At 70.4% G+C, this 26994-nt stretch carries 31 protein-coding genes; 18 read left to right on the top strand and 13 right to left on the bottom strand.

The genetic code is table 11. The annotated features are described in order from the left end of the window. Together FK268_RS21985 and FK268_RS21980 are read left to right on the top strand one after the other, a co-directional pair. Nucleotides 1-513, top strand: a complete 513-nt coding sequence (locus FK268_RS21985; protein ID WP_146437591.1) for a hypothetical protein — start codon at nucleotides 1-3, stop codon at nucleotides 511-513. Continuing rightward, on the top strand, nucleotides 504-1616 hold the full coding sequence (locus FK268_RS21980) for an MAB_1171c family putative transporter (protein WP_146437590.1): 1113 nt from the start codon (nucleotides 504-506) through the stop codon (nucleotides 1614-1616). Before FK268_RS21985 ends, FK268_RS21980 begins: the two co-directional genes overlap by 10 nt. Here the strand turns inward: FK268_RS21980 and FK268_RS21975 are convergent. The 6 genes from FK268_RS21975 to FK268_RS24335 all read right to left on the bottom strand — a co-directional run bounded on the left by FK268_RS21975 (nucleotide 1613) and on the right by FK268_RS24335 (nucleotide 5738). Further along, nucleotides 1613-2371: an SDR family NAD(P)-dependent oxidoreductase gene (locus FK268_RS21975; protein WP_146437589.1), complete on the bottom strand. Its 759-nt coding sequence runs from the start codon at nucleotides 2369-2371 to the stop codon at nucleotides 1613-1615. The two genes, FK268_RS21980 and FK268_RS21975, sit on opposite strands and share 4 nt — an antisense overlap. 77 nt (nucleotides 2372-2448) lie before the next feature. Then, nucleotides 2449-3204 carry a TMEM165/GDT1 family protein gene (locus FK268_RS21970; protein ID WP_231707216.1) on the bottom strand — a complete coding sequence of 252 codons (756 nt, stop codon included), beginning with the start codon at nucleotides 3202-3204 and terminating at the stop codon, nucleotides 2449-2451. 272 nt (nucleotides 3205-3476) lie between these two features. Continuing rightward, nucleotides 3477-4082 carry a class I SAM-dependent DNA methyltransferase gene (locus FK268_RS21965; protein ID WP_146437588.1) on the bottom strand — a complete coding sequence of 202 codons (606 nt, stop codon included), beginning with the start codon at nucleotides 4080-4082 and terminating at the stop codon, nucleotides 3477-3479. A gap of 36 nt (nucleotides 4083-4118) precedes the next feature. Then, nucleotides 4119-4589: a hypothetical protein gene (locus FK268_RS21960; RefSeq protein ID WP_146437587.1), complete on the bottom strand. Its 471-nt coding sequence runs from the start codon at nucleotides 4587-4589 to the stop codon at nucleotides 4119-4121. Nucleotides 4590-4758: 169 nt separating this feature from the next. Further along, complete coding sequence (locus FK268_RS21955) at nucleotides 4759-5361, bottom strand: superoxide dismutase (protein WP_146437586.1); 603 nt, start codon at nucleotides 5359-5361, stop codon at nucleotides 4759-4761. Nucleotides 5362-5561: 200 nt separating this feature from the next. Further along, nucleotides 5562-5738, bottom strand: a complete 177-nt coding sequence (locus FK268_RS24335) for a hypothetical protein (protein WP_158636187.1) — start codon at nucleotides 5736-5738, stop codon at nucleotides 5562-5564. Nucleotides 5739-6014: 276 nt separating this feature from the next. Here FK268_RS24335 and FK268_RS21950 point away from each other — a divergent pair, with 276 nt between their 5' ends. The 7 genes from FK268_RS21950 to FK268_RS21920 all read left to right on the top strand — a co-directional run bounded on the left by FK268_RS21950 (nucleotide 6015) and on the right by FK268_RS21920 (nucleotide 10795). Further along, entirely contained in the window at nucleotides 6015-6413 is a 399-nt protein-coding gene (locus tag FK268_RS21950; RefSeq protein WP_146437585.1) for a hypothetical protein, read from the top strand. A 41-nt stretch (nucleotides 6414-6454) separates the two neighbouring features. Beyond that, nucleotides 6455-6874, top strand: coding sequence for a DUF2752 domain-containing protein (locus FK268_RS21945; protein ID WP_146437584.1), 420 nt, complete (start codon nucleotides 6455-6457; stop codon nucleotides 6872-6874). A 46-nt stretch (nucleotides 6875-6920) separates the two neighbouring features. Further along, nucleotides 6921-7829: a S49 family peptidase gene (locus FK268_RS21940; RefSeq protein ID WP_146437583.1), complete on the top strand. Its 909-nt coding sequence runs from the start codon at nucleotides 6921-6923 to the stop codon at nucleotides 7827-7829. 132 nt (nucleotides 7830-7961) lie between these two features. Next, nucleotides 7962-8312, top strand: a complete 351-nt coding sequence (locus FK268_RS21935; protein ID WP_146437582.1) for a rhodanese-like domain-containing protein — start codon at nucleotides 7962-7964, stop codon at nucleotides 8310-8312. Continuing rightward, nucleotides 8312-9145, top strand: a complete 834-nt coding sequence (locus tag FK268_RS21930; RefSeq protein WP_146437581.1) for a DUF4328 domain-containing protein — start codon at nucleotides 8312-8314, stop codon at nucleotides 9143-9145. The genes FK268_RS21935 and FK268_RS21930 overlap by 1 nt, the downstream gene beginning before the upstream one ends. Further along, on the top strand, nucleotides 9130-9888 hold the full coding sequence (locus FK268_RS21925) for a glycerophosphodiester phosphodiesterase (RefSeq protein ID WP_146437580.1): 759 nt from the start codon (nucleotides 9130-9132) through the stop codon (nucleotides 9886-9888). The genes FK268_RS21930 and FK268_RS21925 overlap by 16 nt, the downstream gene beginning before the upstream one ends. Nucleotides 9889-9898: 10 nt before the next feature. Then, nucleotides 9899-10795: a DUF5926 family protein gene (locus FK268_RS21920; RefSeq protein ID WP_146437579.1), complete on the top strand. Its 897-nt coding sequence runs from the start codon at nucleotides 9899-9901 to the stop codon at nucleotides 10793-10795. Nucleotides 10796-10844: 49 nt separating this feature from the next. On the opposite strand, the gene FK268_RS21915 is transcribed toward FK268_RS21920, so the two are convergent. From FK268_RS21915 to FK268_RS21905, 3 genes are all read right to left on the bottom strand, one after another. After that, nucleotides 10845-11504, bottom strand: a complete 660-nt coding sequence (locus tag FK268_RS21915; RefSeq protein WP_146437578.1) for a TetR/AcrR family transcriptional regulator — start codon at nucleotides 11502-11504, stop codon at nucleotides 10845-10847. A gap of 9 nt (nucleotides 11505-11513) precedes the next feature. Next, the gene (locus FK268_RS21910) at nucleotides 11514-12956 is read right to left on the bottom strand and encodes an LCP family protein (protein WP_231707215.1); all 1443 of its coding nucleotides are present in this window, start codon (nucleotides 12954-12956) and stop codon (nucleotides 11514-11516) included. A gap of 77 nt (nucleotides 12957-13033) precedes the next feature. Then, nucleotides 13034-13813, bottom strand: a complete 780-nt coding sequence (locus tag FK268_RS21905) for a CPBP family intramembrane glutamic endopeptidase (RefSeq protein ID WP_231707214.1) — start codon at nucleotides 13811-13813, stop codon at nucleotides 13034-13036. 63 nt (nucleotides 13814-13876) lie between these two features. Between FK268_RS21905 and FK268_RS21900 the strand changes: the two genes are divergently transcribed. Beyond that, complete coding sequence (locus FK268_RS21900) at nucleotides 13877-15337, top strand: NCS2 family permease (RefSeq protein ID WP_146437576.1); 1461 nt, start codon at nucleotides 13877-13879, stop codon at nucleotides 15335-15337. Between the two features lie 6 nt (nucleotides 15338-15343). On the opposite strand, the gene FK268_RS21895 is transcribed toward FK268_RS21900, so the two are convergent. Next, nucleotides 15344-16141, bottom strand: a complete 798-nt coding sequence (locus FK268_RS21895; protein WP_146437575.1) for a hypothetical protein — start codon at nucleotides 16139-16141, stop codon at nucleotides 15344-15346. A 78-nt stretch (nucleotides 16142-16219) separates the two neighbouring features. On the opposite strand from FK268_RS21895, the gene FK268_RS21890 reads away from it, so the two are divergent. Both FK268_RS21890 and FK268_RS21885 read left to right on the top strand, forming a co-directional pair. Further along, the gene (locus FK268_RS21890) at nucleotides 16220-16786 is read left to right on the top strand and encodes a TetR/AcrR family transcriptional regulator (RefSeq protein WP_205124514.1); all 567 of its coding nucleotides are present in this window, start codon (nucleotides 16220-16222) and stop codon (nucleotides 16784-16786) included. Further along, a complete protein-coding gene (locus FK268_RS21885) occupies nucleotides 16783-18312 on the top strand; it encodes an MFS transporter (RefSeq protein WP_146437573.1) in 1530 nt (509 codons plus the stop codon). Before FK268_RS21890 ends, FK268_RS21885 begins: the two co-directional genes overlap by 4 nt. Before the next feature lie 12 nt (nucleotides 18313-18324). Here the strand turns inward: FK268_RS21885 and FK268_RS21880 are convergent, their stop codons facing one another. Next, entirely contained in the window at nucleotides 18325-19059 is a 735-nt protein-coding gene (locus tag FK268_RS21880; RefSeq protein ID WP_146437572.1) for a DUF2470 domain-containing protein, read from the bottom strand. An 87-nt stretch (nucleotides 19060-19146) separates the two neighbouring features. On the opposite strand from FK268_RS21880, the gene FK268_RS21875 reads away from it, so the two are divergent. Then, nucleotides 19147-19542, top strand: a complete 396-nt coding sequence (locus tag FK268_RS21875; protein WP_146437571.1) for a hypothetical protein — start codon at nucleotides 19147-19149, stop codon at nucleotides 19540-19542. 1 nt (nucleotide 19543) lies between these two features. Here FK268_RS21875 and FK268_RS21870 read toward each other — a convergent pair whose 3' ends face one another. Continuing rightward, nucleotides 19544-20518: a hypothetical protein gene (locus FK268_RS21870; RefSeq protein WP_146437570.1), complete on the bottom strand. Its 975-nt coding sequence runs from the start codon at nucleotides 20516-20518 to the stop codon at nucleotides 19544-19546. Between the two features lie 88 nt (nucleotides 20519-20606). On the opposite strand from FK268_RS21870, the gene pheA reads away from it, so the two are divergent. After that, a complete protein-coding gene (gene pheA, locus FK268_RS21865) occupies nucleotides 20607-21539 on the top strand; it encodes a prephenate dehydratase (protein ID WP_146437569.1) in 933 nt (310 codons plus the stop codon). Further along, nucleotides 21536-22162, top strand: coding sequence for a histidine phosphatase family protein (locus FK268_RS21860; RefSeq protein ID WP_146437568.1), 627 nt, complete (start codon nucleotides 21536-21538; stop codon nucleotides 22160-22162). The genes pheA and FK268_RS21860 overlap by 4 nt, the downstream gene beginning before the upstream one ends. Before the next feature lie 8 nt (nucleotides 22163-22170). On the opposite strand, the gene FK268_RS21855 is transcribed toward FK268_RS21860, so the two are convergent. Beyond that, on the bottom strand, nucleotides 22171-23559 hold the full coding sequence (locus FK268_RS21855; protein WP_146437567.1) for an aminotransferase-like domain-containing protein: 1389 nt from the start codon (nucleotides 23557-23559) through the stop codon (nucleotides 22171-22173). 121 nt (nucleotides 23560-23680) lie between these two features. Between FK268_RS21855 and FK268_RS21850 the strand changes: the two genes are divergently transcribed. From FK268_RS21850 to FK268_RS21840, 3 genes are read left to right on the top strand one after another with little or no spacing between them, the layout of a single operon-like run. After that, complete coding sequence (locus FK268_RS21850; protein ID WP_146437566.1) at nucleotides 23681-24529, top strand: nitrilase-related carbon-nitrogen hydrolase; 849 nt, start codon at nucleotides 23681-23683, stop codon at nucleotides 24527-24529. An 8-nt stretch (nucleotides 24530-24537) separates the two neighbouring features. Further along, the gene (gene hydA, locus FK268_RS21845) at nucleotides 24538-25959 is read left to right on the top strand and encodes a dihydropyrimidinase (RefSeq protein ID WP_146437565.1); all 1422 of its coding nucleotides are present in this window, start codon (nucleotides 24538-24540) and stop codon (nucleotides 25957-25959) included. Between the two features lie 9 nt (nucleotides 25960-25968). Then, entirely contained in the window at nucleotides 25969-26994 is a 1026-nt protein-coding gene (locus FK268_RS21840) for a TIGR03842 family LLM class F420-dependent oxidoreductase (protein ID WP_146437564.1), read from the top strand.

The following is a 26994-nucleotide window of genomic DNA, read 5'->3' as shown; positions in this document are numbered from 1 at the left end:
GTGCGTTCCGTCAAAGCACTCCGCCGCCTTTGTGAGAACGAGGTTCGCAGCCTCGATCTCGACCTTCCCTTCGACGCGGTGCAGCTGTGCGAGAAGTACGGCAAGCGCCGCGGCCGGGACATCCTGGTGATCTCGCAGCCGCTGCCCGTCGGGATGCCGAACGGGTTGTGGCTGGTCGGTGACGATGCGGACTACTTCTTCTACCAGGCGAACACGTCGCGCACGCATCGCGATCAGATCATCATTCACGAGTTCGGGCATCTGATCGCGGGCCACCAGAACGCCGGCCCCACCGTGACGCCGCCCGACTCCGCGGAGATGACCTCGCCGGAGGCCGATGCCGCACTGCACCGCACCTGTTACGACGACGAGAACGAGTGGGAGGCCGAGATGATCGCCTCCATCATTCTCGGCTGGGCGTCGGAGGCGGGAGCCCTCGCCGGTCGCACCGCCAAGCACGACAGCCTGCGCGGGATCCAGCGCGCCCTGGGAGGTCATTCCCGGTGGCTGTGAAGCTCGTGAACGTGTTCGGCGTCGCGTTCTTCACTCTGGTGTTGTGCTGGCGCGTCGACCGGCTGTACCGCGCGAAGGCAGGGATCCAAGCGGTCGCGGTGACCGTCGCGATCGCCGCTCTGACTCTGGCCGTACTGCTGCTCGGCTCGCCGCTCGCCGTCACCATCGACGGGGTGCTGTGGCGGGGAGCCTCGCGACTGGGCGGCTACGCCTCGCTGGCGCTGGGAGTCGCCGCGCTGGCGGTGGCCTTCTTCTACGGGCCCACGGAATCCGCGCGACAACGTCGCGCCGGTATGGAGGCGATTCCCCTCATCGCCGCGGTGATCGGCCTGTCCGTCGCGATGACGGTGACGCCGCCATCGCTGCGCGACGCCACGCTGGACACGCTCACGGTGCAGGAGCTGGGGTTCGCCGTCTTCTTCGTGATCGCGGGCGGGTACCTCATGTACGGGCTCGCCGACTGCGTGCTCTCACTGACGCGCCTGATGCCCTTCGCCGACGGCTACCTCGTGACCTCGCTGCGTCTGATGGCGACGGGGCTCGCGATCACCGCGGTCGGTTCACTGGCGCAGGTCGCCTTCGTGCTCACCAGTGCCGGACACGTCGCATCCCTGCCGATGCTGCTGTCCCTGTCGCAGGCGTGCACCGCGGGCGGCATCCTGCTGTTCGTGATCGGGCTGAGCTATCCCGGCGTGCGTGGCTTCTTCGTGCAGATGGAGTACCGGAAGAGGCACCGTCGGGACTACCGGCGGCTCGAGCCGCTGTGGACGCTGCTCACCACCGCGGTGCCGGAGGTCGTGCTCGACGCGGGCAAGGCCCGTCGCGACCCGCACCTGCGCTTCCAACGCCGCGTCGTCGAGATCCGCGACGTGCTGGTGCAGCTCAGCCCCTACCTCCCCGAGGACTTCGGCGACGGTGTGCCCGAGGAGAACGTGCACAACCTGCTCGTGGCCATCGACCTGCGCAACGAGGCCGGGGCGGCCCCTGCACCGTCGAGCATGGTGCTTCCGCCCGAAGGCACGTCCATCGACGACGACGCCGCCCCGCTCCTCGTCCTGTCGGACGCGGTCGGGGCGACGCCGGCGGAAGAACTGCAGATCTAGCGCGGAGCCATCCGCAGCGCGCCGTCCATGCGGATCGTCTCGCCGTTGATGTAGTCGTGCTCGGAGAGGAAGTAGGCCAGCTGCGCGTACTCGGCGGGCTCGCCCAGGCGCGACGGGAACGGGATCCCCGCCTCGAGGGTCTTCTTGAACTCCGGGGTCACGCCGGCGAGCATCGGCGTGTTGATGGTGCCGGGTGCGATGGTGTTCACGCGGATGCCGAACTGCGCCAGGTCACGTGCCGCGGTGATGGTCATCGCGTGCACGCCGCCCTTGGACGCGGTGTAGGCGATCTGGCCGATCTGACCCTCGAAGGCCGCGACGGAGGCGGTGTTGACGATGAGGCCGCGCGAGCCCTGCTCGTCGGCGGCCTCCTGCTTGGACATCTGGTCGGCGGCCAGGCGCATCACGTTGAACGTGCCCACCAGGTTGATGTTGATGACCGTCTGGAACAGGTCCAGCGCGTGCGGGCCGTTCTTGGACAGGATGCGGCCGGCCCAGCCGACGCCGGCGCAGTTGACGGCCACGCGCAGCGGTCCGGCCTTGACGGCCTCGGCGATGGCGGCGAGGACCTCGTCCTCCTTGGTCACGTCGGTGGCGATGAGGTGCACGTTGTCGACGGGGGTGGCCTTGTCGATCGACGGCTGCAGGTCGAGGCCGAAGACGGTGGCGCCGGCATCGGCGAAACGCTTGGCGGTGGCGGCACCCAGGCCGGATGCGCCACCGGTGACGATGACGGAGGAGCCGGAGACGTCCATGGCTGATTCCCTTCTGTAGTGGAGCGCACTCGCCGGTGGGCGGCGCGACCCACCTCACAGTAGTGAACGGCTGTTCTTCAGGATGCGGGGGTGTCCGACAGCTCGCCGTGTGGGGCCGGGGCGGCGGACCGTCGGGCCGTGTAGGCCCTGCGGACCGCGATCAGCCCGATGACGGTGACCGCCGCCGTCAGGCCCAGCACGACAGCGATCGCGGTGCCACTGGTCAGGCCGAGGATCGCGTCGACCAGCATCCAGATCGCGAAGCCGAAGAAGAGCAGCGTGGCGACCACGTGCACGGCACGCTCGGGGATCCGGTGCCCGAACAGGGCGCCGACGACGATCGCCATGCCGCCCGCGAGAACCATGCCCACCGTCGAGCCGATCCAGATGCCGAGGGCGTTGTGGTTGGTGGCCAGGGTGATCGTCGCGAGCATGGTGCGGTCGCCCAGCTCGGCGAGGACGAACGCGGACGTCACGGCGAGGAAGACGGCCCAGTTCGAGCGGGCGGCGGTGGCGCCGTCGGGCTGCTCCTCGTCGTCGGGCCCCTCGCCGCACCAGGTCCAGAAGGCGAAAGCGAGCATCGTGAGCGCGGCACCCACGGCGAGAACATGGGTGGGCAGCGCGGCGCCGACGGTCGCGCCGATGACCACCGACGCGGCCTGGATCAGCGCGGTCGCGACGGTGATACCCGCGAGCACGGTGGCCCAGTGGTGCTTGATCGCGAACGTCAGGGCCATGAGCTGGGACTTGTCGCCGAGCTCGGCGAGGAAGACGACCAGGAAGCCGACTATCAGGGCGTTGAGCACGTGGAACCTCCGAAAGACCTGTGCCACACGGAATCCGCGTTCGCGAACCGCGCAAGTGGCACAAAGGTCTCGCCCACCGACTCGCGGTTCCCGCGGCCGGGCGCCATCGGGACGCCAGTATGTCGACCGCGCGATTGGGGGCTACTCCCCTTCGTGCAAACCCCACGCTAGTCGTAGCGTCTCGGAATGGCAAGCAGGGCAAGAGTTTTAGAACCCTGATGGGGTTCTTCAGTGCTCCGGTGCGCTGGTTTCGGCTTCCCGTATCCGACGGTGCCGGGTGGCCCCGGCTTGTCGAGGTATCAGCGGCGGTGGGCCAGGACCTGTGCCATGGGGAACCGGTAGTTCGTGTCGCGGTAGACGATCCGCCAGGCCTCGTCGAAGCCCGCGTCGGCGAGCGCGCGGGCGAACTCGTCCGGATGCCACCGCCACGCGGGCGCGACGGCGTGGTCGAAGGCGAGCGGCGGACCGGCGTCGTCGGACGCCTGGAAGGCGACGAGGACGGGCGTGCCGGGCACCACCCGGTCGGCCCAGAGGCGTATCGACGCGTCGACCTCCGCGGGTTCCGCGTGGATCAGGCTGAAGCGGGCCAGGATCGCCGCGATCGGACCGTCGGGGACGGACGCGAGGGAGGCGTCACCGTCGACGAACGGGAACTCCGGGTGGAGCCGACGGGCGTGCGTGAGCATGCCGGCGCTCGGGTCGATGCCGAGCACGTCGAGCCCGCGCGCCGCGAGGTCCGCGGCGACGTGGCCGGTCCCGCAGCCGACGTCCAGCGTGCGGCCCGGCCGCCCGGCGGCTTCCTCCGCGAAAGCCGCCGCCGCGTGCCGCTCGATCGGGAACTGATAGGGATCGGGGAAGGTCTCCGCGTAGAGATCGGCCATCGCGTCGTACCCGGGCTGCGTCATACCGACAGTCTGACCGCCGGGTCCGACACGAACGGATCAGTTGGCCGGGTCCGTGCCGCCGACGTCGGTGATCTGCCAGTTCCGCTTCTTGTCGAGGGTGACCGTGTAGGTCGTGAGTACGTCGCGGCCGTTCGGGGCCTGCACGTTGGTGGCGTGCACGGTGACGAAGCACTTCGCCAGCCACACGTCGTCGCCGAGCGGGGTGACCTCGGCACCACTGAGGCGGGCCGTGGACACCCACTTCAGGGGCTGGAGCAGTTGGCTCATCGCGCCCTCGGTCGAGCGGAGCTTCGCGGCGAGCTCGGGTGCGGTGCCGCGGGTGAGCCGCGCCTGCCAGGGCCCGAGGTCGCGGTAGTCGAAGGTGGCCGCGCCCACGGCGTACTCCTGGCACGCGATGCGGCGGGCGGTCGCCTCGTCGCCCGGGGCCGGCGCGGCGTGGGCGATGACGGGGGCGGTGAGCGCCATCGAGGCGGTGGCGAGGGCGACTGCGGAAGTGCGACGGAACACGAGTTACCTTTCGGATCGCATTGTTTGCACTTAGGTTATCGAATGCGCTCGGTGAGTTCCGCACCGTCGACCAGTGCCGTCCGTCACGGACCGCATGCCTCTCGATACGACGAAACCCCGTCGGCGCGGGTGCGCTGGACGGGGTTCCGAGGCTGAGAAGAGGGGTGGATCAGGCCTTCGCGGCGGCGTAGCGCGCGGCCACGTCGTCCCAGTTCACGACGTTCCACCAGGCCTTGACGTAATCGGCCTTGACGTTCTTGTACTGCAGGTAGAAGGCGTGCTCCCACATGTCGAGCATGAGCAGCGGGGTCAGGTTGATCGAGATGTTGCCCTGCTGATCGGTGAGCTGCTGGATCACGAGGCGGCCCGCGATGTGGTCGTAGGCCAGCACGGACCAGCCGGAGCCCTGGAGCGTCATCGCGACGGCGGTGAAGTGCGCCTGGAACTTGTCGAAGTCACCGAACTGCTCGTCGATGGCTGCGGCCAGGTCGCCCACCGGCTTGTCGCCACCGTTGGGGGACAGGTTCTTCCAGAAGATCGAGTGGTTGGTGTGGCCACCGAGGTGGAAGGCGAGGTTCTTGCTGAGCAGCGGCGCCTTGGTGGCGATCGAGCCGTCCTCGCGGGCCTCCGCGAGCTGCTCGAGGGCCTGGTTGGCGCCGGCGACGTACGCGGCGTGGTGCTTGCTGTGGTGCAGCTCCATGATCTCGCCCGAGATGTGGGGCGCGAGCGCGCTGTAGTCGTAGTCGAGGTCCGGCAGAGTGTAGACGGCCACGTCTTTCCCTTCGATTGCGGAAGCGATCGCTTCCTGGTTGGTCCTTCGTACGCTTCCAGCCTTTCTTATCTGGAATGGTTCCGCAATAAGGGCGGCGGAAAGCGCATGAAGTGCGGTTGAGGTTCTGCGGGTTCCCGGACCGGGATATCCGCGCCCTCGTCGAGGATGCGGGGCACCCGGCGCGGATCCGGGGCGGGATGTCAGCCCAGGACGAGGATGAGCACGAGGGCGGCGACGAGAACGGCCACCGTCAGCAGAGTGCGGGTGAGCGAGCGCGAGAAGTACACGGTGCAGGCACTCCGGGTCGCGGCATCGGGGCCCGTCGCGAGGGAGTGGGTGTGCTTGACCGACATCGCGCTGCCTTCCGTCTCTTGCAACTGTGAACCCTGTCACAGGTGTGGTGTGGAACACTGTAGCGGACCTACATGGTGGTAGGAAATCGTTCCGCTGGACCGAGCGCGCACGCGGCCCGTCAAGCGCGATAGCCGGAAATGCCTGATGTTTGTTGTTCATTCAAGCGGATGTGACGTACTAGACCGCTGGATTGATTTACGGCGTCCACCTGCGTCGCGGTGCGATCGCCCGATAGAAACGCGAACGGTTTCTATCGCAAACGCTTGGAATCAGCGATCCGGGGCGGGATCATGGTGGACATGACCGGATCAATCCTCCGAGTGCGCACACAGCACTCGAACATTGGTCGGGCGGGCCGCATCCGCACACTCGTCGGCGGCCGCCAGACCCGCGCCGACATCATCGTGTCGATGACGCTTCTCGTCGTCTCCTTCACGGCCACCGTCGTGAACCTCGCGCTCGCCGTGCGCGCACTGCCCTCGTTCCGCGACTGTGCGGCCATGGCGTGCACCTACACCCGTGACTTCGACGTCTTGGCCATCGCCTTCCTCACCTCCCTGCTGGTGGGCACCACCTTCGGGGTGCACGCCGTGCTCAACCTGCTCAACCGGCGCAACGCATGGGGGTACGCGGTGCTCGACGCGCTGGTCTCGCTCGGCTGTCTGTTCGGCGGTCTCGCCTTCCTCTCCGCGCTCTGATCCGTGATCCGCACCGCGCGACCGGCGCTAACCTGGGCTGCATGACCACGACCGCCCCGTCGGGCAGCGCACGCCTGCGGGCCGCGGCGTGGCCGCTCGCCGCGGCGGCGGGCACCGGCGCCGTGGTCCTCGCCCTGCACCTGCGCGACCCCCACGTGCAGAACAGCTGGGGAGTCTGCCCGCTCTTCGCCGCCACCGGTCTCTACTGCCCGGGGTGCGGGGGTCTCCGCGCAGTCAACGACGTGACCAACGGCGACTTCCTCGCCGCTCTCGGCTCGAACGCGCTGATCTACCCGGCCGGCGCGGTGCTGATCTGGCTCTGGCTGGGCTGGTTGGGCGCGAAGGTCGGCTTCTCCGTTCCCGCCCTGCCGCAGAACAAGTACCTGTGGATCACCGTCGGACTGCTGGTGGTGGTGTGGGCGGTCGTCAGGAACGTCCCCGGTTCCCCGCTCGCGCCCTGACCTGCGACGACCCCATCCGTCGGAGCGGCCCGCTACCGTCGGGGCCATGAGTCCCCTCGTGACCGATCTGCAGGACGCGGCGAAGGCCGCCAGTCACCGCGTGCGCGCCGCCCTCGGGCAGGCCGGGGGAGTGGTCCCCGTCGTGCGCCTGGAGGGCCCCATCGCGGCGCCCGCGATGTCGGGCGGACTCGGCCGTGGCGCCCTCAACCTGGCCGGGGTCGAGTCGGTGCTCCGCCGGGCCTTCGAGACCGACGACGCCGTCGCCGTGGCCCTGGCGCTCAACAGCCCCGGCGGCTCGCCGGCCCAGTCCGAGCTCATCGCCGCCAGGATCCGGCAGCTCGCCGAGAAGCACGAGCTCCCGGTGCTCGCCTTCTGCGAGGACGTGGCCGCGTCGGGCGGGTACTGGCTGGCGTGCGCCGCCGACGAGATCTTCGTGACCACCACCTCCGTGGTCGGCTCGATCGGGGTCATCTCCGCGAGCTTCGGCGCCAAGGAGCTGATCGGCAAGGTCGGCCTCGAGCGGCGGGTCTTCACCGAGGGCGACGCGAAGCACCGCCTGGACATGTTCGAGGACGTCCGCGAGGGCGACGTCGAATGGCTGCACGGCATCCAGGGCGACATCCACGGCGCCTTCCGGGAATGGGTCACCAGCCGTCGCGGCGATCGTCTCGGTGAGGATCCGGCGTTGTTCACGGGCGAGGTGTGGATCGGTCGCAAGGCCGTCGACCTCGGTCTGGCCGACGGTATCGGCACCCTGCGCGGCGTGCTCGACGAGCGTTTCCCCGACGCGGAGGTCGAGACGATGCACACCCCGAAGCCCCTCCTGGCGAGGCTGCTGGGCGGCGGCACCGCGGTCGACGGTGCCGGGCTCGCGGCATCGCTCACCACCGGTGTCCTCGAGGGGGCGTTCGCGGGGCTGCAGCGCCGCGGCCTGTGGGCGAATTTCGGGGCTTGACATGCTCGATCCACAGGGGCCGGAATCCGCGCTGGTGAAGCGTTCACAACACAACCCTCAAGCTGTGGATGAGCCTGTGGAAACTGTGGATGAATCTCCGGAGGCCCGCCGTGCGCGTGGTTCACTGGTGCCATGACGGAGTACCCCGCGGACGGTCCGATCCCCGTCGACGCGCTGCCCGCCGACCTGACGGCGGAACCGGGCATCACCGTGCTCGACGTGCGCGGACAGGATGAGTGGGACCTCGGACACGCGCCCGGTGCGGTGCACCTGCCGCTGCCCGACCTGCCGGTGCGGTTCGAGGAGATCGACCTCGACGCCCAGGTGTACGTCATCTGTCGTGGAGGCGGCCGTTCCGAACAGGCCGTCCGCTACCTCGAGACCGTGGGGATCGAGGCCGTCGCCGTGGACGGCGGGATGGTCGCGTGGGCGTCCGCCGAGCGGCCCGTCGTGCGGCCGGACGGCAGCCCGGGGGCCGTCTGATGCATCCGAACCCCGCCCGCACCGCGCCACCCCGTACCCGGCTGCGCTGGCTCGCGCGGCGCCCGCCCGAGACGCTGCCCCCGCCGCGCCGCGCACCGTCGGACCCGAAGCCCACGCCGCGCTACCCCGTGGCCCCCCGCTGGGGCCTGCGGCAGGACTTCAGCCCGGCCGCGCCCCCGGCACCGACCACCGCTGAGGCCGCGGCCGACGCGACGCCCTTCGTCCTGCGCCTGACCACCGGCATCGTCTTCGCCGCCGCGATCGTGGAGGGCCTCGCGTACCTGCTGTTGGTGGTCAACCGCGCCGGGCCGGTGCCCGGGTGGCTCGCTGTGATCGCCACCGTCGCGGTGTTCGCGGTGGGCTGGCTGGCCGTGTTCGCGGTGCTCGCGCTCGTCGTGGTGCTCACGCTGTGGCTGCAGACCGCGCGGGCCCGCGCGTACGCCGCGCTCGGCACCCGCGAGCCGCGGCCACGCTGGCAGCTGTACGCCTACTGCCTGGTGCCGGTGGTGAACCTGGCCGCTGCGCCGGTGCTCGTGCTGGAGCTGGCCGACGCGCAGAAGCGGGCGGCCGGGCTCGCGACGGATCGTCGCGCGATGTTCATCCGGCGGTGGTGGGTCGCGTGGTTCGCGCTGACTATCGTCACGATCGCGTGCACGGCGTACTCGCGCGCGGCGGGCGGTCTGCAGCACGGCGCCGACGCGATGGTCTACACGGCGCTGACCTACCTGCTGGCCGGTGTGTTCCTGCTGGCCACGGCGCGGTTGTTGCGCATGATCGACGGTGGGCCGGCGGCCCGGGAGCAGGAGGACGGGACGCGATGGTTGGCGGCGTAGCGGGGATCGTTGCCCACCGGGGCGCCAGCGGCGAGTTCCCCGAGCACACGATGAGCGCCTTCGAGGCGGCCGTGGCGGAGGGGGCGGACGCGATCGAATGCGATGTGCGCCTGACCAAGGACCAGCACCTCGTCTGCCTGCACGACCGCACCGTCGAGCGGACGTCGGACGGCACCGGCGCCGTCTCCGAGCTCGACCTCGCGGACCTCAGGGCGATGGATTTCGGCTCGTGGAAGAGGCCTGGCCATCCCGAGCCCGTGGTCACACTCGACGAGCTGATCGAGCTGGCCCGCACGGCGGGCCGCAAGCTCTTCGTCGAGACCAAGCATCCCGTCCGCTTCGGCGGCATGGTGGAGCAGAAGCTGCTCGCGGCCCTGCAGCGCCACGGACTGGCGAAGCCGGCGGACCTCGCCGACGCGCCGGTCACCGTCATCTCCTTCTCCGGTTCCGCGGTCTGGCGCGTGCGCCGCAACGCGCCCGGCGTCCCCGCGGTCCTGCTCGGCGAGGCCTCGCGGCTGCTCGGCGGCGGCGCCGCCACCGCGGTCCGCGCGCAGGGCATCGGGCCGTCCGTGGAATCGCTGCGCGAGCGGCCGGACACCGTCGCCAAGGCCCGTGCCGCGGGCCGCTTCACCTACTGCTGGACCGTCGATTCCGAGGCCGACGTGGCCCTGTGCAACGGCCTGGGTGTGCAGTGGATCGCCACCAACCACCCGGCCCGCACGCGGTCCTGGCTGCGGGGATAGGCTGCCCGGCATGGGTAGACGCGAACGCAATGCCACTCCCCGCGAGGGATCGAACCGTGCCGAGAAGGTGGCCGCCCAGCGCGCCCGCGCCGAGGCCTCGGCCGCCGCGAGCAGCCGCCCCTTCGAGGGCCTGGCCGCCGAGTGCGACATCGTCGCGCTGCGGAACTTCGTGCCCAGTGCCACCGCTCCGCTGAAGGTGGCCGGTGCGAACCGGGAGATCCGGCTCGCGACAGTGCTCCCGGGCGCAGCGCAGGCGCTGGTCCGCGAGGAGGCCGGCGGTGTGATCGGCTACGCGGCCCTGCAGACCGCGACCCGCCCACTGGAGCCCGGCGCCGCGCTCGCGGGCGCCGCCCGGTTCGCCGCCGACGCCGCGGTGGGCGAGGCGCTGTCGGAGGAGTCCGACGGTGCGCTGCTCGAGGTCCTCGACGCCGCCGCGACGCTCGAGGTCACGGTGCACAAGGACTTCGACTGGTGGCTCGCGGGCGACGCCGACGCGCAGACCCGCCAGCTCGTCGAGCACGCCAACTCGCTGATCACGCCCGCGGCGCGCCTGGACCTGGGCGCCGACGGGATCGGCGCACCCTGGTGGGCCGACACCGGCTCCAAGGCGCACCTGCGCTGGGTGCACCCCGCGCCCGAGGACGATCTGATGGCCGCGCTGGCGCGCGTGCACGCCGCCGGCGGCCTCTCCGTCGGCGAGGGCTCGCGGTTCGCCGGCTCCTTCCGCTCCGACGGCCTGCTCGTGCCGGTCTTCGATCTCGACCGCGAGTCGCACCCCGATGAGTGGGTCGCGGGCACCGTCGAGCTGGCGAAGCGCCTGGCTGAGGCCCTGGCCGACGACTCCGAGCTCACCGCGGCGCAGCGGCGTTCCCGCGACGGCCTGCGCGGCCGCCAGGTCTCGCTGTAGGACTCCGGACGGGCCGGCGGCGACGCCGGCCCGTGGTCCGCTCGCCGGGTCAGCCGTGGAAGCGGTCGCCGAGGGCGCCGCGGAGGTACGCGAGGATCGTCTGCTTGACGTCGTAGGTCTCGGCGCTCGGGTCCAGCGCGCCGAGCGCCCGCGCCAGTCGTGGGCGATCGATGACGTGCTGCGGGATCTCCCGCTCGTACCACGCGCTCGAGGTGGGACGGGCGTCCCGCATCGCCTGATTGGTCCGCACCGTGACCTCGCCGATCGTGAGCCGCCAGAGGCCCAGGAGCAGGTGCAGGGATTCGTCCTCGGGGATGCCGATCTCGTCGGTGGTGCGCAGGAACTCGTCGAAGGACCACGCCGAGTAGGCGTCGATGATCTCGTCGGCCGAGAGCACGTCGATCACCCAGGGGTGCCGCGTCAGGTGGTCCACCACGATGAGGGGCAGCTGCACCAGCCGCTCGTGCGGGTCCGTCGCGAGTTCGGGGATGGGCGTGTTCCACGACTGATGCTCGAGGACGGCGCCCAGGAGGTCGTTCTTCGAATCGAAGTAGTGGTAGATGCCCATGGCGCTGATGTCCAGGCGCGCGGCGAGGGTGCGCATCGAGAACTTCAGCGGCCCGTCGGTGGTGAGGATGTCTGCGGCGGCGGCCACCACCTGCTCGCGATTCACCTTCGGCGGGCGGCCGATGCGGCCGCGTTCAGTCATGGCGCCACCTTAACCGGTTCCCGGCGGCGTGCTCAGGAGGCGAGCGGGAACGGGCTGATCCGCCGCGAGCAGGCCGAAGAACTCATCCGTGTTCTTCCCCCACGCCAGGGAGTCGCCGTCGCTGGTGTACTCACTGCCCGCCGTCGGGGTGGTCGTGGTGACGGTGGTCCCGCTCATCGCCCACGCGAGTCGTGCCAGGTCCCACAGGTGGGTGTCCTTGTCGACCTTGAGCGCGTCGACCACCGCGTTGGACAGCCCCCACAGCTCGAAGGGGTTGAGCAGCGTCGTCGGCGACGTGGCCTCCTTGAACAGCGCCGACATGAACTCGCGCTGGTGCACCACCCGGTCGAGGTCCGCGTTGGGGGTGGCGCGGGTGCGCACGTAACCGAGGGCCTGCGCACCGTCGAGCGTCTGGCAGCCCGCTGTGATCCGCAGCCCGGCCTTGGGATCGTTGATCGGCGCCTTCGGGCACATCTCGACCCCGCCGATCGCGTCGACCATGTTCGCGAAGCCACCGAAGCCGATCTCGGCGTAGTGGTCGATGTGCACGCCCGAGGCCTGCTCCAGGGTCCGCACGAGCAGCTGCGCGCCGCCCGCATCGCCGCCGCCGGAGGTGCTGCCGAGGAAGTACGCGGCGTTGATCTTGTGGCTGCCCTGCCCGGGGACCTTCACGAACAGGTCGCGGGGGATGGAGACCAGCGTCGCGTCGCCGGACGTCGGGATGTGCACCAGCATGATCGTGTCCGTGCGGGCACCGCCGAGGTCGCCGCCCGTGGCCAGGGCCTTCTGCTGCGCCGGGGTCAGGCCCTCGCGGGCGTCGGTACCCACGAGCAGCCAGTTCGTGCCGGGGGTGTCGGCGATCCGGCCGGTGTACGCCGTGAGCGCGTCGATCCGCTGGAGCTTGCCGTCGAAGTAGATCGTTCCCGCCACGGTGCCCACGAGGATCAGCACGAGGAAGACGCCGAGCCAGCGGAAGGGGTGCAGCTTGCGCTTGCGGCGCACCTTCTTCGGCGCGGGCGCCTGCGGCGGGGCCGCGGCGGACCGTCGGCCCAGATCCCGGTCCCGGCCCCGGCTCCGCGGGGGACGTGGGGGCGGCGGGACGCGGCCGTCGCTGCTGCCCCGGGCTCCGACGGTGCGCTTGATCTCGCTCGCGGGGACCGGCTCCGGCTCCTGGCGGGGAGCCCAGTTCTGCGGGCGCGGCTGCTCCGGCCCGGCCTGCTGAGGCCGCTCGACGCGGGTGGCGCGAGGCTGCTGCGGCGCGGGCTGCTGCGGCGGCACGGGCCGGCGCGGCGGCTGAGCGGGGCGCTGCGGGGGCGGTCCGGGCTGCCGGCCCTGTCGCGGGACGCCCTGCGGGTGCCGGGGCGCGCGCGAGCGCGGGTCGCCCTCGGGGACCTGCGACCAGGCGAGGTTCGGCTCGCGCCGGTCCTGCCCGCGCGGTCGTTCGTCGTTCACGTCGTCCGACTGTACGGGCCGCATCTGAGAATCAGGTGGTGTTCATGGGGCGGGTCACAGGACGGCCCGGGAGTGGGTCAGGCGAGGAAACCGAGGTGCGGGCGCAGCAGCGCGTAGCCGACGAAGGCCACGACGTCGAGTAGGAAGTGCGCGATGACCAGCGGCCACAGCCGCCGCCAGCGGTCGTAGGCGGCGCCGAAGATCACGCCCATCACCAGGTTGCCCAGGCCCGCTCCGAAGCCCTGGTAGAGGTGGTACGAGCCGCGCAGCACGGCCGACGCCGCGATGGAACCGGGCCGACCGACGCCCAGCTGCCGGAGCCGGGTCATGAGGTAGCCCACGACCACCACCTCCTCGGCGACCGCGTTCCCCGCCGCGAGGAGCACGTACGTGAGGATCCGCCACCACTGCACCTCGCCCGACGCGGGCACGACGTTCGCCGTGACCTCCAGCGCGCGTCCCGCCGCGTACAGCGCCAGCCCGGGGATGCCGATGAGCGCCGCGAGGCCGGTGCCCAGCCCGATGTCGCGCAGCAGTTCCCGCCGCGGACGGCGCAGCGCGAAGCCGATGTCGGCGAACCCGATCCCCGACCGGGCGAGCAGGTACAGCGCGAGCGCCGCCCAACCGAAGAGCTGTACCGCGCCGAGCACCTGCAGCAGGAAGTCGATCACCGCGTGCGGGCTGCGGACAGGGTTGAGCGTCACCGTCGTACTACCGACGCCCGCGCCCAGCTGGTAACCGATCAGGCGCACCATCGAATACAGCCCCGACCAGGCGAAAGTGACCAGCAGCACGATCGCGACCTCGGCGCGCAGCGAGCGGCGCTCGACGGTCGGCACGGGCTCGGGGGCGTTCACCGGGTCACCCTAACCGGGCACCGTTACGATTGCCCGGTCCTGCAGCGAGTGAAGGGTCACGACGTGTCCGCTCCCACCGAGCCCCAGTTGGGGCCCATCGACAAGTTCTTCCGCATCTCCGAGCGCGGTTCGACGGTGCCGCGCGAGCTCCGCGGCGGTCTCGTCACCTTCTTCACGATGGCCTACATCGTGGTGCTCAACCCGATCATCATCGGCGGCGTCGTCGGGCAGAGCAAGAACGTCGACGTGCTCGGGCACGTGCTGCCCACCGCGCAGGTCGCGGCCGTGACGGCCCTCGCCGCGGGCATCATGTGCATCGCCTTCGGTGCGATCGTCAACTATCCCTTCGGCATCGCCGCCGGCCTCGGTGTCAACAGCCTCCTGGCCGTGAGCGTCGCGCCACAGGTCACCTGGCCCGAGGCCATGGGCCTCGTGGTGATCGACGGCATCATCATCGTGCTGCTCGGCGTCACCGGCTTCCGGACCGCGGTCTTCCGCGCGATCCCCGCCGAGCTCAAGGCCGCGATCGCCGCGGGCATCGGCTGCTTCATCGCGTTCATCGGCTTCGTGGACGCGGGCTTCGTGCGGCGCATCCCGGACGCCGCCGGTACGACGGTGCCCGTCGGCCTCGGCATCGGCAACTCCGTCGCCGCCTGGCCCACGGCGGTCTTCGTCTTCGGCGTCCTGCTCATCGGTGTGCTCGTGGTCCGCAAGGTGCCGGGCGCGATCCTGCTCGGCATCGTCATCACCACCATCGTCGCGCTGATCGTGCAAAAGGTGGCCGGCCTCGGCCCGTCGTTCAAGGACCCGCACGGCTGGAGCCTCAACATCCCCGAGCTCCCGTCGAGCCTCGGCGGCCTGCCCGACCTGTCGCTGGTCGGCGAGGTGGACGTCTTCGGCGCCTTCACCCGCATCGGCGTGCTGGCGGCGTCGGTGCTGGTCTTCGCGCTGGTGCTGTCGAACTTCTTCGACGCCATGGGCACCATCACCGGTCTCACCAAGGAGGCCGGGCTGATGAAGGAGGACGGTTCCGTGCCGAACATCGGCAAGGCGCTGGCCGTCGAGGGCGCGGGCGCGATCGTGGGCGGCGGCGCCTCGGCCTCGTCGAACACCGTCTTCGTGGAGTCCGCGTCGGGCATCGCCGAGGGCGCGCGCACGGGCCTGGCGAACATCGTGACGGGCGTGCTCTTCCTCGCCGCGATGTTCTTCACCCCGCTCTACGAGGTGGTCCCGTCCGAGGCCGCCGCTCCCGCGCTGGTCGTTGTGGGCGCCATGATGCTGGGCCAGCTCAAGGACATCGACTGGAGCAAGTTCTCCGTGGTCCTGCCCGTCTTCCTCACCGTGGTCTCGATGCCCTTCACCTACTCGATCGCCAACGGCATCGGCATCGGCTTCATCACCTGGGTGGTGATGGCCGTCGCGCGTGGGAAGGCCAAGGAGGTGCACCCGCTGCTGTGGATCGTCTCCGGGCTGTTCCTGGTGTACTTCGCCAAGGCGCCGATCGAGACGCTGTTCGGGATCTGACGGGCCCTATCGCCCGTCGCCCTCGCCCGACGGTGGCTGCTCGTCGAGGCCGGGGGCGCGGCCGCCGTGCGCCTTCTCGGTGGCCTTGGCGTCCTTCTCCATCTGCTTGGCGAGTGCTTTGGCCTGCTTCTCGACGGCCTTGCGCTCCTTCTTCTTGGCGCGCTTGCGGCGCTGCACCTCGAGGAAGATCGCGAGGGCGATCGCGGCGACGACGCCGATGACGACGCCGATCAGGGTGGCCCAGCGGAATCCCGCCGCGTTCTGGTCGATCTTGGTGCGCGCGTAGCTCGCGCCGCTCCCGGTGCCGATGGCGACGGCGAGCGTCATGAGGTTCGGCACGGCGGCGATCACGGCGATGAGACCGAGGACGGTCGCGATCTTCGGATGGCTGGCCGCGCGCCTGGCGGCGAACCAGAGGATCAGGAGCGGGAGTCCGGCACAGAGGAAGCCGATGCCGAGCCCGAACGCAGTGCCCTTGAGGGTGCCGCCGTCGGTGCCGACCCAGCCGACCAGCATGTCCGCCCACTTGCGCGGCAGGTAGGCGGCCAGCGCGAAGTAGGCGCCGATGAGCACCAGGACGAGGATGGCGGCGACGATCGCACGCCGCAGCCACTTCTTGGCCGCCTCGCCGGCGCGGGTGGCGGCCTCGCCGGCTTTGGTCTTCGCGCGCTCCGCCACCTCATCGGCGTGGGTCTTGGCTCGGGTGGCCGCGTCGTCGACGTGGCTCTTCGTGCGTGCGGCGAAGTCGGGCTTCGGCGTGCTTTCAGGCTGGTCAGGCGAGGGATCGTCCGGTGTGGCGCTCATCTGGACAATCTAGCCCGTTCTTTGCCTCCGCACATCATGTACGGTTGTACATGTACAAACGTCCATTAGGAGGCTGTGGTGACAGGAACTCCCCGCCGTCGCGATCCGGCGCGCCGGCGCCGCGAGATCATCGCGGCCGCCGCGGCCATCGTCGTCGAATCGGGCCCGGACGCGCTCACGCACCGGAAGGTCGCCGCCCGCGCCGGGGTGCCCCTCGGGTCGACCACGCAGTACTTCGCCACGCTCGACGATCTGCGGTCGGCCGCGCTCCGATCGTTGGTCGAGGAGGCGGAGGTCTGGCTCGACGAGCTCGAGGAGGTCTTCGTCCGCGAGGGGGCCTCGCCGGCGGCGTACACCGCCGCGCTCGTGCGCTACCTGAGCGATCCGAAGCTGGTCGGCGGCGACTTCGCGGTGACCTGCGCCGCGCCGCTGCACCCGGACCTCCGCGAGCTGAGCGTCCACTGGGCCGCGGACTTCGCGGCCACCCTGGAGCGCTACGTCACGCCCGAAAGCGCCCGTGCTGTGGCGATCTTCACCGACGGCGCGACCATGAACGCCGTGCTCGCCGAGCAGCCCGCCGATCCGGCGTTGCTCGAAGGCGCGATCACCGCGCTCTGGAACCCCCGACAGGAGACGACGCCATGACCGACCTCTCGACTGCGCCCGCGATGTCCGCGACCCGGCGCTGGGCCGCGGCGCTGCTCCTCTCGGCGAGCCTGCTCGTCATCACCGTGGACATGACGATCCTCAACATCGCGGTCCCGGATCTGGCCGCCGATCTGCGACCCACTGCGGCGCAGCAGCTCTGGATCATCGACGTCTACTCGCTGGTGCTCGCCGGACTGCTGGTCTCCACCAGCTCGTTGGGTGACAGGTTCGGCCGCAAGCGCATGCTGCTCCTCGGCTACGTCGTCTTCGGCCTCGCCTCGGCGCTGGTCATGTGGGCGGAGACGCCCGCTCAGGTGATCGCGCTCCGGGCGGCGCTGGGCGTGGGCGGCGCGATGATCATGCCCACCACGCTCACCATGTTGCGGGTGATCTTCACCGATCCGGCGGAGCGGGCGAAGGCGCTCGGCCTGTGGGCCGCGGTCTCCGGCGTCGGGGCCGCGGTGGGTCCGATCGTGGGCGGCGTTCTCCTGGAGCACTTCTCATGGCGCGCCGCGTTCATGGTGAACGTGCCCGTGATGGTGCTCGTGCTGATCGTCGGGTTCTTCCTGCTGCCCGAGTCGACGGTGCCTTCGCCGGGTGCGTGGGACTGGCTCGGTGCGCTCATGTCGATCACCGGGATGGTCGCGCTGGTGTGGTCGATCAAGCGGTTCGCGAAGGACCACACCCTGCTGTCGGTCCCGGGGCTGGTGGCCGTGCTCGTCGCCGTCGTGGTGCTCGGGCTGTTCGTCCGACGGTCCCTGCGCCGGGAACATCCGCTGCTCGACGTGCGGCTGTTCCGGCGCCGGCAGTTCTCCGCCGGGATCCTGGCGGCACTCGGCGTCATGTTCGCGATGGCCGCCGCGCTGCTGCTGCTCGCGCAGTGGATGCAGCTGGTGGCGGGCTACGGGCCGATCGAGACGGGCGTCCGGCTGTTGCCCGTCGCCGTGGCCGCGGTGGTGGCCTCGCTCGCCGCGCCGTGGTTGGCCGGTGTCCTGAACGCCCGCGTCGTCCTCGCGGGTGGACTGGTGGCGGCGTCGGTCGGCATGGTTCTGCTCGCGGTGCCCGCGCACCTGGACTACGCCGGCCTGCTGGCGCCGCTCGTCCTCGTGGGACTCGGCATGGGCGCGATGACGGTGGCCTCCGCGATGATCATGTCCGGGACACCGGAGGAGACGGCGGGCAACGCCGCCGCACTCGAGGAGACCTCGTACGACCTGGGCAACGTGCTCGGCGTCGCGATCCTCGGCAGCGTCGCGGCGATGCTCTACACCGCCGACGCCGACTTCGGTGCGATCCCCGGCGTGGACGCGGCCGTCGCGGACGCCGCGGGTGAATCCCTCGGCGCCGCCATGGCGATCGCGCAGGAGGCGGGCCTGCCCGGGCTCGCCGAGCACGCGGCCACCGGCTTCACCGCGTCACTGCAGACCACCGGCCTGGTCGGTGGCGTGATCCTGTTCGCCGTCGCGGTAGGGGTGTACGCGATGACCCCGAAGGGGACCGACATCACGGTGCAGGCGCACTGACGGCGGCCGTGCTCAGCCAGCGCGGAGACCGTTGAGGAAGGGGCAGCCCAGCAGGATGCGGATGCCGCGCTGCAGGGCGGCCATGTCGTGGGCGGGCTGCTGGAAGTTCAGGCGCACGTCGACGTCGGAGAGCTCATGATGCTCGGCGCGCAGGCGGATGCCGAAGCGGTCGATGCCCAGCAGTCGGATGCGGTGGTTGCGCAGTTTCCCGGGCAGGCGGCGGGCGAGCTGCCCGACCATCTCCGGATGATCGGCCTCGACGTGCGCGAGCCATGCCGTCTCGTAGCCGGCGAACGGGTCGGGTTCGGCGGCCGCCAGCTCGTCGCCGGTCACGGACGAGGCGCCGGCGGCGTCCGCGAGCACGGCCGTCTCGATCGGCATGGTCACCAGCCGGGATCCGTTGCCCACGTCGAGCAGCGCCTCGAGCGGATTGTCGACGGCCACGCGGGCGGCGAGGGCGGCACCGTCGGCCACCTCGGACAGCCGGCCCGAGAGCCAGACCAGGGAGCGGGTCCGTTCGCGCAGCGGGAGCGGCGAGATGTCGTTGATCTCGACCATGGCGCGCACGCCCTCGAGCCAGGGCGCGTCGTCGGCGACGGCGACCACCAGGCGATCGCCCAGCACGTGGTGCAGCGCGAGTGTGATCGGCTCGTAGCCGTCGGCCGCGAGGACCGCGGCATGGGGGACGGCCGCGATGGTGCGGACGCGCTCGGCCGGTGTCGGCTCGGCGATGGTCGGGGCGCTCATGACGACTCCTCTCGCTCAGTGATGGTCATGAAGGTAACCCTAACCTAATGCGGCGGGCAACCCAGAGCAAGAGTTAGGGTCAAGATGATGGCGATCGAACTGGAGTTGCTGGCGCCTCCGCGCGAGCCGATGTCCCTGGTCGACGGGCTGGCTGTGGCGGCACCGTCGGGCCGCAAGAGTTGTAGCTACGCGCCCGGCGATCCGACGGCGCTCGCGGAGTTCCTCGTGCACGGCGTGCACGAGGACGGGCCCGGTTTCGAGATCGCGGTGGCGGACGCCGATCAGGCCGTGGCGGTACTGTGCGCCACGGTGGTGGCCCTGACCGGCGACGACATCCCCGCGGCGCTCGCGGCCCCCGACGAGGCGCGCCTCGCCGCGCTCAATCCGATGGCGCAGGACGCCGTCCGCGAGCGCCTGCGACACCTCGTGACGCCCGACCCCCAGGCGGTCACGGACCGCCTGCACGCCCTGGGCCTGAAGTAGCTCAGGAGACCTGCTCGGCGGGGACCGTCCATGCGGTCCGGCAGACCTCCTGGGTGGGGGAGTCACTGCCGCGATCGAACCAGGCCTGCGCGGTCTCGGGCAGGGCCGACGTCGCCTCGGGGGTTCCTCCGGGACGTCGCCACGAGCGCGCCTGGGCGGACGCCTGTGCGACATCGGCACGCGCGATCCCGTGGTCGACGAGCCTCCGGATCGTCGCGCCCGCGAGGCACAGGGTCTGCAGGTGGCGGCGGCGCTGATGATCGAGGCCGACGGGGCTCGACTCGCCGGCCAGCCTGATCAGGGCGGACATGTCGGCCGACTGCCCGGCGCGCGTCTCGGCGCGTTCGGCGACGGAGATCGCCAGCCACACGAGCAGGGGGCCGGCCTGGCTGCCGGCGCCGCGGATCGCGGCGTCGTAGTTGAGGTCGAGGTCGTCGCCGCACGTGCCGATCGAGGTCACGGGCTTGCCGGTGAAGCAGCCCGGCCCGGGGGAGAGGTTGTCCGGTGCGCTGAACACGAGGACTCGGCCTCGGCGCAGTCCCCAGACCGCGGCGAGGCAATCGGTGCCCGTGCGGGCGAAGGCCTCCACGGCCTCCCGGGTGGCCTGCAGTGGCGGCAGGGAGCAGTTCGGCGAGGTGAGTGCGGTGGTGAACAGGCCGCTGGCGGTGAGCTGTTCGATGCTCGGCGCGGCCGGCGGGGCGCCCGGTCCGGCGCCGATCGGCGAGGCGAACCCGGGCGCGCTCGGCTTGGAGACCGCGGCCCAGCCCACGGCGCCCGCGATGAGGGCCACGGCGATGATGAGGGTGATCCAGCCGGCGCGGCCGAGCCGGCGCCTCCGCTTCACGTCGCCGGTCCCGTACAGGCCGCCGCCCGCGTACGGGCTGCCGGTGGGCAGGCGGTTCGAGCGCCACGGGCTCGGCCCCGTCGGTGCCGGTCCGGAGCTGATCCGGTCCAGCGGATTCTCGTCGTACGACATCCCCGTCCCCATTCCTACAAAGATCGGAATGACTGTACTAAATCGCCGCGCGGGCACCCTGCGGCGGCGCTCCCGCTAGGCTCGTGTCGTGACACGCATCGCCTACTTCGGCCCCGAGGGGACGTTCACCGAGATGGCGCTGCTGCAGTGCCAGGACCTCGCCGCACGCGGCGCCATGACGGTGCCCGGGTTCGAGCTCGTGGGTGCCGAGCGGATCAGCGCCCCCAGCCAGGTGGCCGCCCTCGAGATGGTCTCCGACGGTGGCGCCGACCTCGCGTGCGTGCCCATCGAATCGTCCGTCGAGGGGCCGGTGACGCCGACCCTGGATGCCCTGGGATTCGGTGCGCCGCTGCAGATCTTCGCCGAGACCGATCTGGCTGTCGCCTTCTCGATCGCGTCGCGGAAGACCTTGTCCGAGGCCCGCACCGTCGGCGCGTATCCGGTGGCCGCAGCGCAGGTCCGCGCATGGCTCGCCGCGAACATGCCGCAGGCGCAGGTGGTTCCGGCCGCCTCCAACGCCGCCGCCGCGCTCGACGTGGCCGAGGGGCGGGTCGACGCCGGCGTCACCACGGCGCTGGCCGCACGGATGTACGCGGTGTCGGAGGTCGCCACCGGTGTGGCCGACGTCGCCGATGCCCGCACTCGGTTCGTGTTGTGCGGCAAGCCGGGTCCGGCACCGGAGCGCACGGGATCCGATTGCACCGCCGTGGTGATCGACGTGCCCAGTCGCCCGGGATCTCTGGCCCTCGCCATGGCCGAGTTCGCCTTGCGCGGCGTCGATCTGACCCGGATCGAATCACGACCGAAGCGAACGGTCTTCGGCAGCTACGTCTTCCACTTCGACTGCGTCGGCCACATCGACGATCCCGCGGTGGGCGAGGCGCTGCGTGCCCTGCACCGCGTGTGCGACGACCTCCGCTTCCTCGGATCGTGGCCGCGCCCGGGCGGGCCCGGCACGGCCCCCGTCGACCCCGGCGATTCCGAGACCTGGTTCGACGGTCTGCGCAGGGGGGAACGATGACGGGCCTGCTGCACCTGGTCCGGCACGGCCAGACCACCGCGAACGTCGCGCGGGGCCTCGACACCCGGCCGCCCGGCGCGCCGCTCACGCCCGAGGGCGTCGAGCAGGCGCGCAGGTTCGGCGCCGATCGCCCCGACGCCGCTCCCGCGGCGCTGCTCAGCTCGGTCGCCCGCCGGGCGCAGCAGACCGCGGGACACATCGCCGACGCCTGGGGCGTGCGGCCCTCTGTGATCGACGGGGTCCACGAGGTGCAGGCCGGTGACCTCGAGGGTTTCAGCGACGAGGCCTCCATCGAGGTCTTCCAGGATGTCGTGCGCCGCTGGTACTCCGGCGAGCCGACCGCCGCGATGCCCGGCGGCGAGAGCGCCGAGGGCCTGCTCGCGCGGTACCTGCCCGCGGTGGACGCGATCCGCGCCGAGCATCTGCCGCACGGCGACGTGTACCTCGTCAGCCACGGGGCGGCCATCCGGCTCGTCGGATTCCATCTGTCCGGGGTCGACGGTGCGTACGCGCACAAGCATCACCTGCCGAACACGGGCGAGATCGTGCTCCGCCCCGTCGACGCCGGCTGGGAGCTCGTGAGCTGGGCCGACGCCCCGTCGCACCTGGACCCGATGGGGTAGTCCGGGATTCAGAGCTCGCGGAGCGCGTAGAACTCGTCCCGGCGGAGAGGGGCGGCGGCGGTGGCCACGGCACGCCCCACGTCCACGAAGTCGGTATCGAGTGGGGCGATCGTGACGCGGATGTGTTCGGTCTCCGGCGTTCCGACGACGAAGGGCGCACCCGGGGCCACGCGGATGCCTTCTGCGGCCAGGTGGATCAGGGCCCGGCGTTCGTCGTCCACCGGGATCCAGAGGTTGAGCCCCTCCGCGGTAGCGACGGCGGCGTCGATCCCCGCGAGCGCGGGCACGAGGGCGTCACGGCGGCGGGCGTACTCCTCGCGCGCGCGGGCCACAGTGCGCTCGGCCGTCGAGTCGGAGAGCAGGTCGTAGAGCAGACGCTGGAGGATCCGCGGGGTCCACCCGGGGCCGAGCGCGCGCCGCGAGACCACCCGGTTGATCACTGCGGCGGGCCCGGACATCGCGGCGATGCGGAGGTCCGGACCGTGTGACTTGGAGAAGCTTCGGATGTGCAGCACCCGCTCTGGCATCCACTGGCCGAGGCTGAGATCGCCTGCGGAGACGACTGAACCGGAATGATCGTCCTCGATGACCATGCAACGCGAGTCCCCGCGCAGCAGGCCGACGAGTTCCTCCGCCCGGCTCCGTGACATCGACCGACCGGTGGGGTTCTGTGCTCGCGGCTGGATGATCGCTGCGGACGGTCCCTGCTCCAGGGCGCGCGCGAAGTCGTCCGGCCGGATCCCCTCCTCGTCCAGCCTCACTGGTAGGGCGTGCAGGCCGTTGACCTCGAGAAGGTCGAGGAACTGGGGAAACGTCGGGTTCTCCACGATGACCCGATCGCCGTAGCGGGTGACGGCGTCGAGCGCCCGAACCACCGCGTCGAGCGCGCCGTCGACGATGGTCAGAGCCTCGGAGGAGGTGGGCCATGTGTCGCTCAGCAGGGCGCCGAGCTCCGGGACCACCGGATGCTCATGGTAGTTCGTGGTCTCCGCTCGTCGTGCCACGGCGGAGAGGGATTGTGCGATCTCGGGCAGGAGCAGGGGGTCGGGCGCGCCGAGGGACAGATCCCACCGCACGTCGCTGCCCGGGCCGGCCATCGTCGCGGTCCGCGTCGCTGCGGCGGGTCTGCGTGCGGCGCCGTCGGCGACGAACGTGCCACTGCGGCCACGGGATACGACCAGGCCGGAGCGGGCCAGCGCCTGCCAACCGTGGCTGACGGTGGCCGGGGAGACGCTCAGTTGCCGAGACAGGGCGCGCACGGTGGGTAGCCGGTCGCCGGGGAGCAACTCGCCGGCGTTGATCATCCTGGCGATGGCACCGGCGATCCCGGCCGGCGACGGATCGTCGATGCGCAGGGTGGGGGTATCGCGAATCTGATCGAGCGCTGATTCATCCATCTTGCCTCCACGAACGCCGCGGTGCGGCACACTCTTTTACGTAACCTCACGCAGCTGAAATATTAGAGAAATGTTCAAACAATAGAATAACAGAAGCAGTCGAGACGGATCGGAGGACACGATGACGGTGATCAGGGCGGCCATCACTCAGGCCACATGGACCGGCGACGAAGCGTCGATGGTGGACAAGCACGAGGCGCTGGCGCGGCAGGCCGCGGCGGACGGCGCACAGATCGTCTGCTTCCAGGAGTTGTTCCATGGCCCCTACTTCGGCATCGTCGAGGATGCCAAGTACTACGAGTACGCCCAGCAGGTGCCGGGTCCGCTGACCGAGCGGTTCGGCGCCCTCGCTCGGGAACTCGGGGTGGTCATCGTGCTCCCCGTGTACGAGGAGGAGATGCCCGGCCTGTACTACAACACCGCCGCCGTTCTCGATGCCGACGGCACCTACCTCGGCAAGTACCGCAAGCACCACATCCCGAACCTGGATCGTTTCTGGGAGAAGTTCTACTTCCGCCCGGGCAATCTCGGATATCCGGTGTTCGACACCGCCGTAGGCAAGGTCGGCGTGTACATCTGCTACGACCGGCACTTCCCGGAGGGCTGGCGCGAGCTGGGCCTGGGCGGCGCCGAACTGGTCTTCAACCCGTCGGCGACCAAGCCCGGGCTGTCGAACCGACTGTGGGAGCTGGAGCAGCCGGCCGCGGCCGCGGCCAACCAGTACTTCGTGGCGGCGAACAACCGGATCGGCACGGAGACGGACGAATTCGGCGATCTCGCCGTGACCTTCTACGGGACATCCTACTTCGTCGACCCGCGCGGCAACCTGGTCGGCGACGCGGGCTCGACGGATACCGAGGAGATCGTGATCCGTGACCTCGACCTCGGACTGGTCCGCGCGGTGCGCAACGACTGGCAGTTCTATCGTGACCGCCGGCCGGACTCCTACACCGCCATCCCGGCCCGGTAGGCGCCGCCATGTCGACGACTTTCATCTCCGGCGGCACCGTGGTCTCGGCCACCGGCCGCGGAGCGGCGGACGTGTTGATCGACGGGGAGCGCATCGTCGCCCTCCTCGAGCCGGGCACCACCGTGCTGGGCAGTGACCTCGCGGCCACGGCGGACACGGTGATCGACGCCACCGGCAAGTACGTGATCCCCGGCGGGATCGATGCGCACACGCACATGTCCATGCCCTTCGGCGGCACCAATGCCTCGGACACGTTCGAGACCGGTACGCGTGCGGCGGCGTGGGGCGGAACCACCACCATCGTCGACTTCGCGGTGCAGAAGTTCGGTGAGCGGCTGGAGGACTCGCTCGCTACCTGGCACGCGATGGCCGGCGGGGAATGCGCCGTGGATTACGCCTTCCACCAGATCGTCGGCGACGTCAACTCGGCGTCGCTGTCGGCGATCCGAGGCCTGCAGGACGAGGGCATCACGAGCTTCAAGCTGTTCATGGCCTACCCGGGTGTGTTCTACAGCGACGACGCGCAGATCCTGCGGGCCATGCAGGTGTCCGCCGATACCGGTCTCCTGACGATGATGCACGCCGAGAACGGCCCTGCGATCGACGTGCTCGTGGAGCAGCTCCTCGCGCAGGGCAAGACCGATCCGTACTATCACGGCGTCGCGCGCGCCTGGCAGCTCGAGGAGGAGGCCACGCACCGCGCGATCATGCTCGCGCAGTTGACCGGGGCGCCCCTGTACGTGGTGCACGTCTCGGCGAAGCAGGCTGTGGCACAACTCGCCGCGGCGCGGGATCAGGGCCAGAACGTGTACGGGGAGACCTGTCCGCAGTACCTCTACCTCTCGCTCGAGGATCAGCTCGGCGCACCCGGGTTCGAGGGCGCGAAATGGGTCTGCTCCACGCCCCTGCGTTCCAAGCACGAGCACCACCAGGACGAGGTCTGGCAGGCACTACGCACCAATGACCTGCAGATGGTGTCCACCGATCACTGTCCCTTCTGCATGAAGGGCCAGAAGGACATGGGGATCGGTGACTTCTCCAAGATTCCCAATGGCATCGGATCGGTGGAACACCGGATGGATCTGATGTACCAGGGCGTCGTGTCGGGCAAGATCACCCTGGAACGCTGGGTGGAGATCACTTCGACGACGCCGGCCCGGATGTTCGGTATGTACGGCCGCAAGGGGGTGCTCGCCCCGGGCGCCGATGCCGACATCGTGGTCTACGACCCGAACGGACACACGTCCATCGGACTCGAGAAGACGCACCACATGAACCTCGACTACTCCGCCTGGGAGGGGTTCGAGATCGACGGCCACGTGGACACCGTGCTCTCCCGCGGCAAGGTGATCGTCGACGACGGCCAGTACCTCGGCCGCAAGGGCGACGGCCGGTTCGTCCATCGCGCACTCAGCCAGTACCTCATCTAGGAGCTGACCATGGATTTCGGCGTCGTACTACAGTGCCACCCACCCGCCGCGCGCACCATCGCACTGACGAAACTGGCCGAGTCGCACGGCTTCAACCACGTGTGGACGTTCGACTCGCACCTGCTGTGGCAGGAGCCCTACGTGTTGTACTCGCAGATGCTCGCCGAAACTCGACGGGTCACCGTGGGCCCCATGGTCACCAACCCCGCGACCCGGGACTGGACCGTCACCGCGTCGCTCTACGCGACGCTCAACGAGATGTTCGGCAACCGGACCGTCTGCGGCATCGGGCGCGGCGATTCGGCGGTGCGAGTGACGAACGGGAAGCCCACCACCCTGGCGACGCTGCGCGAATCCATCCACGTGATCCGCGAGCTCGCGAACTCCCGACCGGTGGAGTACCGCGGTTCGACACTGCAGTTCCCCTGGAGCGTCGGGTCGGTACTGGAGATGTGGGTGGCGGCGTACGGCCCGAAGGCACTGGCCCTGACGGGCGAGGTGGCCGACGGGTTCATCCTGCAGCTGGCGGACCTGGACATCGCCGCGTGGATGATCGACGCGGTGAAGTCCGCTGCGTCCGACGCCGGGCGTGATCCCGAAACGGTGAAGATCTGCGTCGCCGCCCCGATGTACATCGGGGACGATCTCGCCCACCAGCGCGATCAGTGCCGATGGTTCGGCGGCATGGTCGGAAACCACGTGGCCGACATCGTCGCTCGGTACGGCGCCACCGGTGGCGCGGTGCCCGCCGCGCTGACCGACTACATCGCAAAACGCAGCGGATACGACTACAACCAGCACGGACAGGCGGGCAATACCCACGCCGATTTCGTGTCCGATGAGGTCATCGACAGGTTCTGCCTACTGGGCTCTGTGGCCGATCACCTCACCAAGATCGAGGCGCTGCAGAAGCTCGGTGTGCACCAGTTCGCCGGCTACCTGCAGCACGACCAGAAGGAGGAGACGATGCGCCAGTACGGCGAACACATCATCCCTGCCGTCAACCGCACCATCACCGCGAAGAAGGACGGCTGA

The organism is Tsukamurella sputi (assembly GCF_007858445.1).
GTDB lineage: Bacteria > Actinomycetota > Actinomycetes > Mycobacteriales > Mycobacteriaceae > Tsukamurella > Tsukamurella sputi.
Note: the sequence above shows the minus strand (reverse complement) of the source record. Positions and strands in the feature narration are given on the sequence as shown.

What these genes read in the sequence shown, in the direction of transcription:
- FK268_RS21975 (WP_146437589.1), bottom strand. Translation starts at nt 2,371, where the DNA reads ATGGACGTCTCCGGCTCCTCCGTCATCGTCACCGGTGGCGCATCCGGC.
- FK268_RS21965 (WP_146437588.1), bottom strand. Translation starts at nt 4,082, where the DNA reads ATGACGCAGCCCGGGTACGACGCGATGGCCGATCTCTACGCGGAGACC.
- FK268_RS21950 (WP_146437585.1), top strand. Translation starts at nt 6,015, where the DNA reads ATGACCGGATCAATCCTCCGAGTGCGCACACAGCACTCGAACATTGGT.
- FK268_RS21945 (WP_146437584.1), top strand. Translation starts at nt 6,455, where the DNA reads ATGACCACGACCGCCCCGTCGGGCAGCGCACGCCTGCGGGCCGCGGCG.
- FK268_RS21940 (WP_146437583.1), top strand. Translation starts at nt 6,921, where the DNA reads ATGAGTCCCCTCGTGACCGATCTGCAGGACGCGGCGAAGGCCGCCAGT.
- FK268_RS21935 (WP_146437582.1), top strand. Translation starts at nt 7,962, where the DNA reads ATGACGGAGTACCCCGCGGACGGTCCGATCCCCGTCGACGCGCTGCCC.
- FK268_RS21930 (WP_146437581.1), top strand. Translation starts at nt 8,312, where the DNA reads ATGCATCCGAACCCCGCCCGCACCGCGCCACCCCGTACCCGGCTGCGC.
- FK268_RS21925 (WP_146437580.1), top strand. Translation starts at nt 9,130, where the DNA reads ATGGTTGGCGGCGTAGCGGGGATCGTTGCCCACCGGGGCGCCAGCGGC.
- FK268_RS21920 (WP_146437579.1), top strand. Translation starts at nt 9,899, where the DNA reads ATGGGTAGACGCGAACGCAATGCCACTCCCCGCGAGGGATCGAACCGT.
- FK268_RS21915 (WP_146437578.1), bottom strand. Translation starts at nt 11,504, where the DNA reads ATGACTGAACGCGGCCGCATCGGCCGCCCGCCGAAGGTGAATCGCGAG.
- FK268_RS21895 (WP_146437575.1), bottom strand. Translation starts at nt 16,141, where the DNA reads ATGAGCGCCACACCGGACGATCCCTCGCCTGACCAGCCTGAAAGCACG.
- FK268_RS21885 (WP_146437573.1), top strand. Translation starts at nt 16,783, where the DNA reads ATGACCGACCTCTCGACTGCGCCCGCGATGTCCGCGACCCGGCGCTGG.
- FK268_RS21880 (WP_146437572.1), bottom strand. Translation starts at nt 19,059, where the DNA reads ATGAGCGCCCCGACCATCGCCGAGCCGACACCGGCCGAGCGCGTCCGC.
- FK268_RS21875 (WP_146437571.1), top strand. Translation starts at nt 19,147, where the DNA reads ATGGCGATCGAACTGGAGTTGCTGGCGCCTCCGCGCGAGCCGATGTCC.
- FK268_RS21870 (WP_146437570.1), bottom strand. Translation starts at nt 20,518, where the DNA reads ATGTCGTACGACGAGAATCCGCTGGACCGGATCAGCTCCGGACCGGCA.
- FK268_RS21860 (WP_146437568.1), top strand. Translation starts at nt 21,536, where the DNA reads ATGACGGGCCTGCTGCACCTGGTCCGGCACGGCCAGACCACCGCGAAC.
- FK268_RS21855 (WP_146437567.1), bottom strand. Translation starts at nt 23,559, where the DNA reads ATGGATGAATCAGCGCTCGATCAGATTCGCGATACCCCCACCCTGCGC.
- FK268_RS21850 (WP_146437566.1), top strand. Translation starts at nt 23,681, where the DNA reads ATGACGGTGATCAGGGCGGCCATCACTCAGGCCACATGGACCGGCGAC.
- hydA (WP_146437565.1), top strand. Translation starts at nt 24,538, where the DNA reads ATGTCGACGACTTTCATCTCCGGCGGCACCGTGGTCTCGGCCACCGGC.
- FK268_RS21840 (WP_146437564.1), top strand. Translation starts at nt 25,969, where the DNA reads ATGGATTTCGGCGTCGTACTACAGTGCCACCCACCCGCCGCGCGCACC.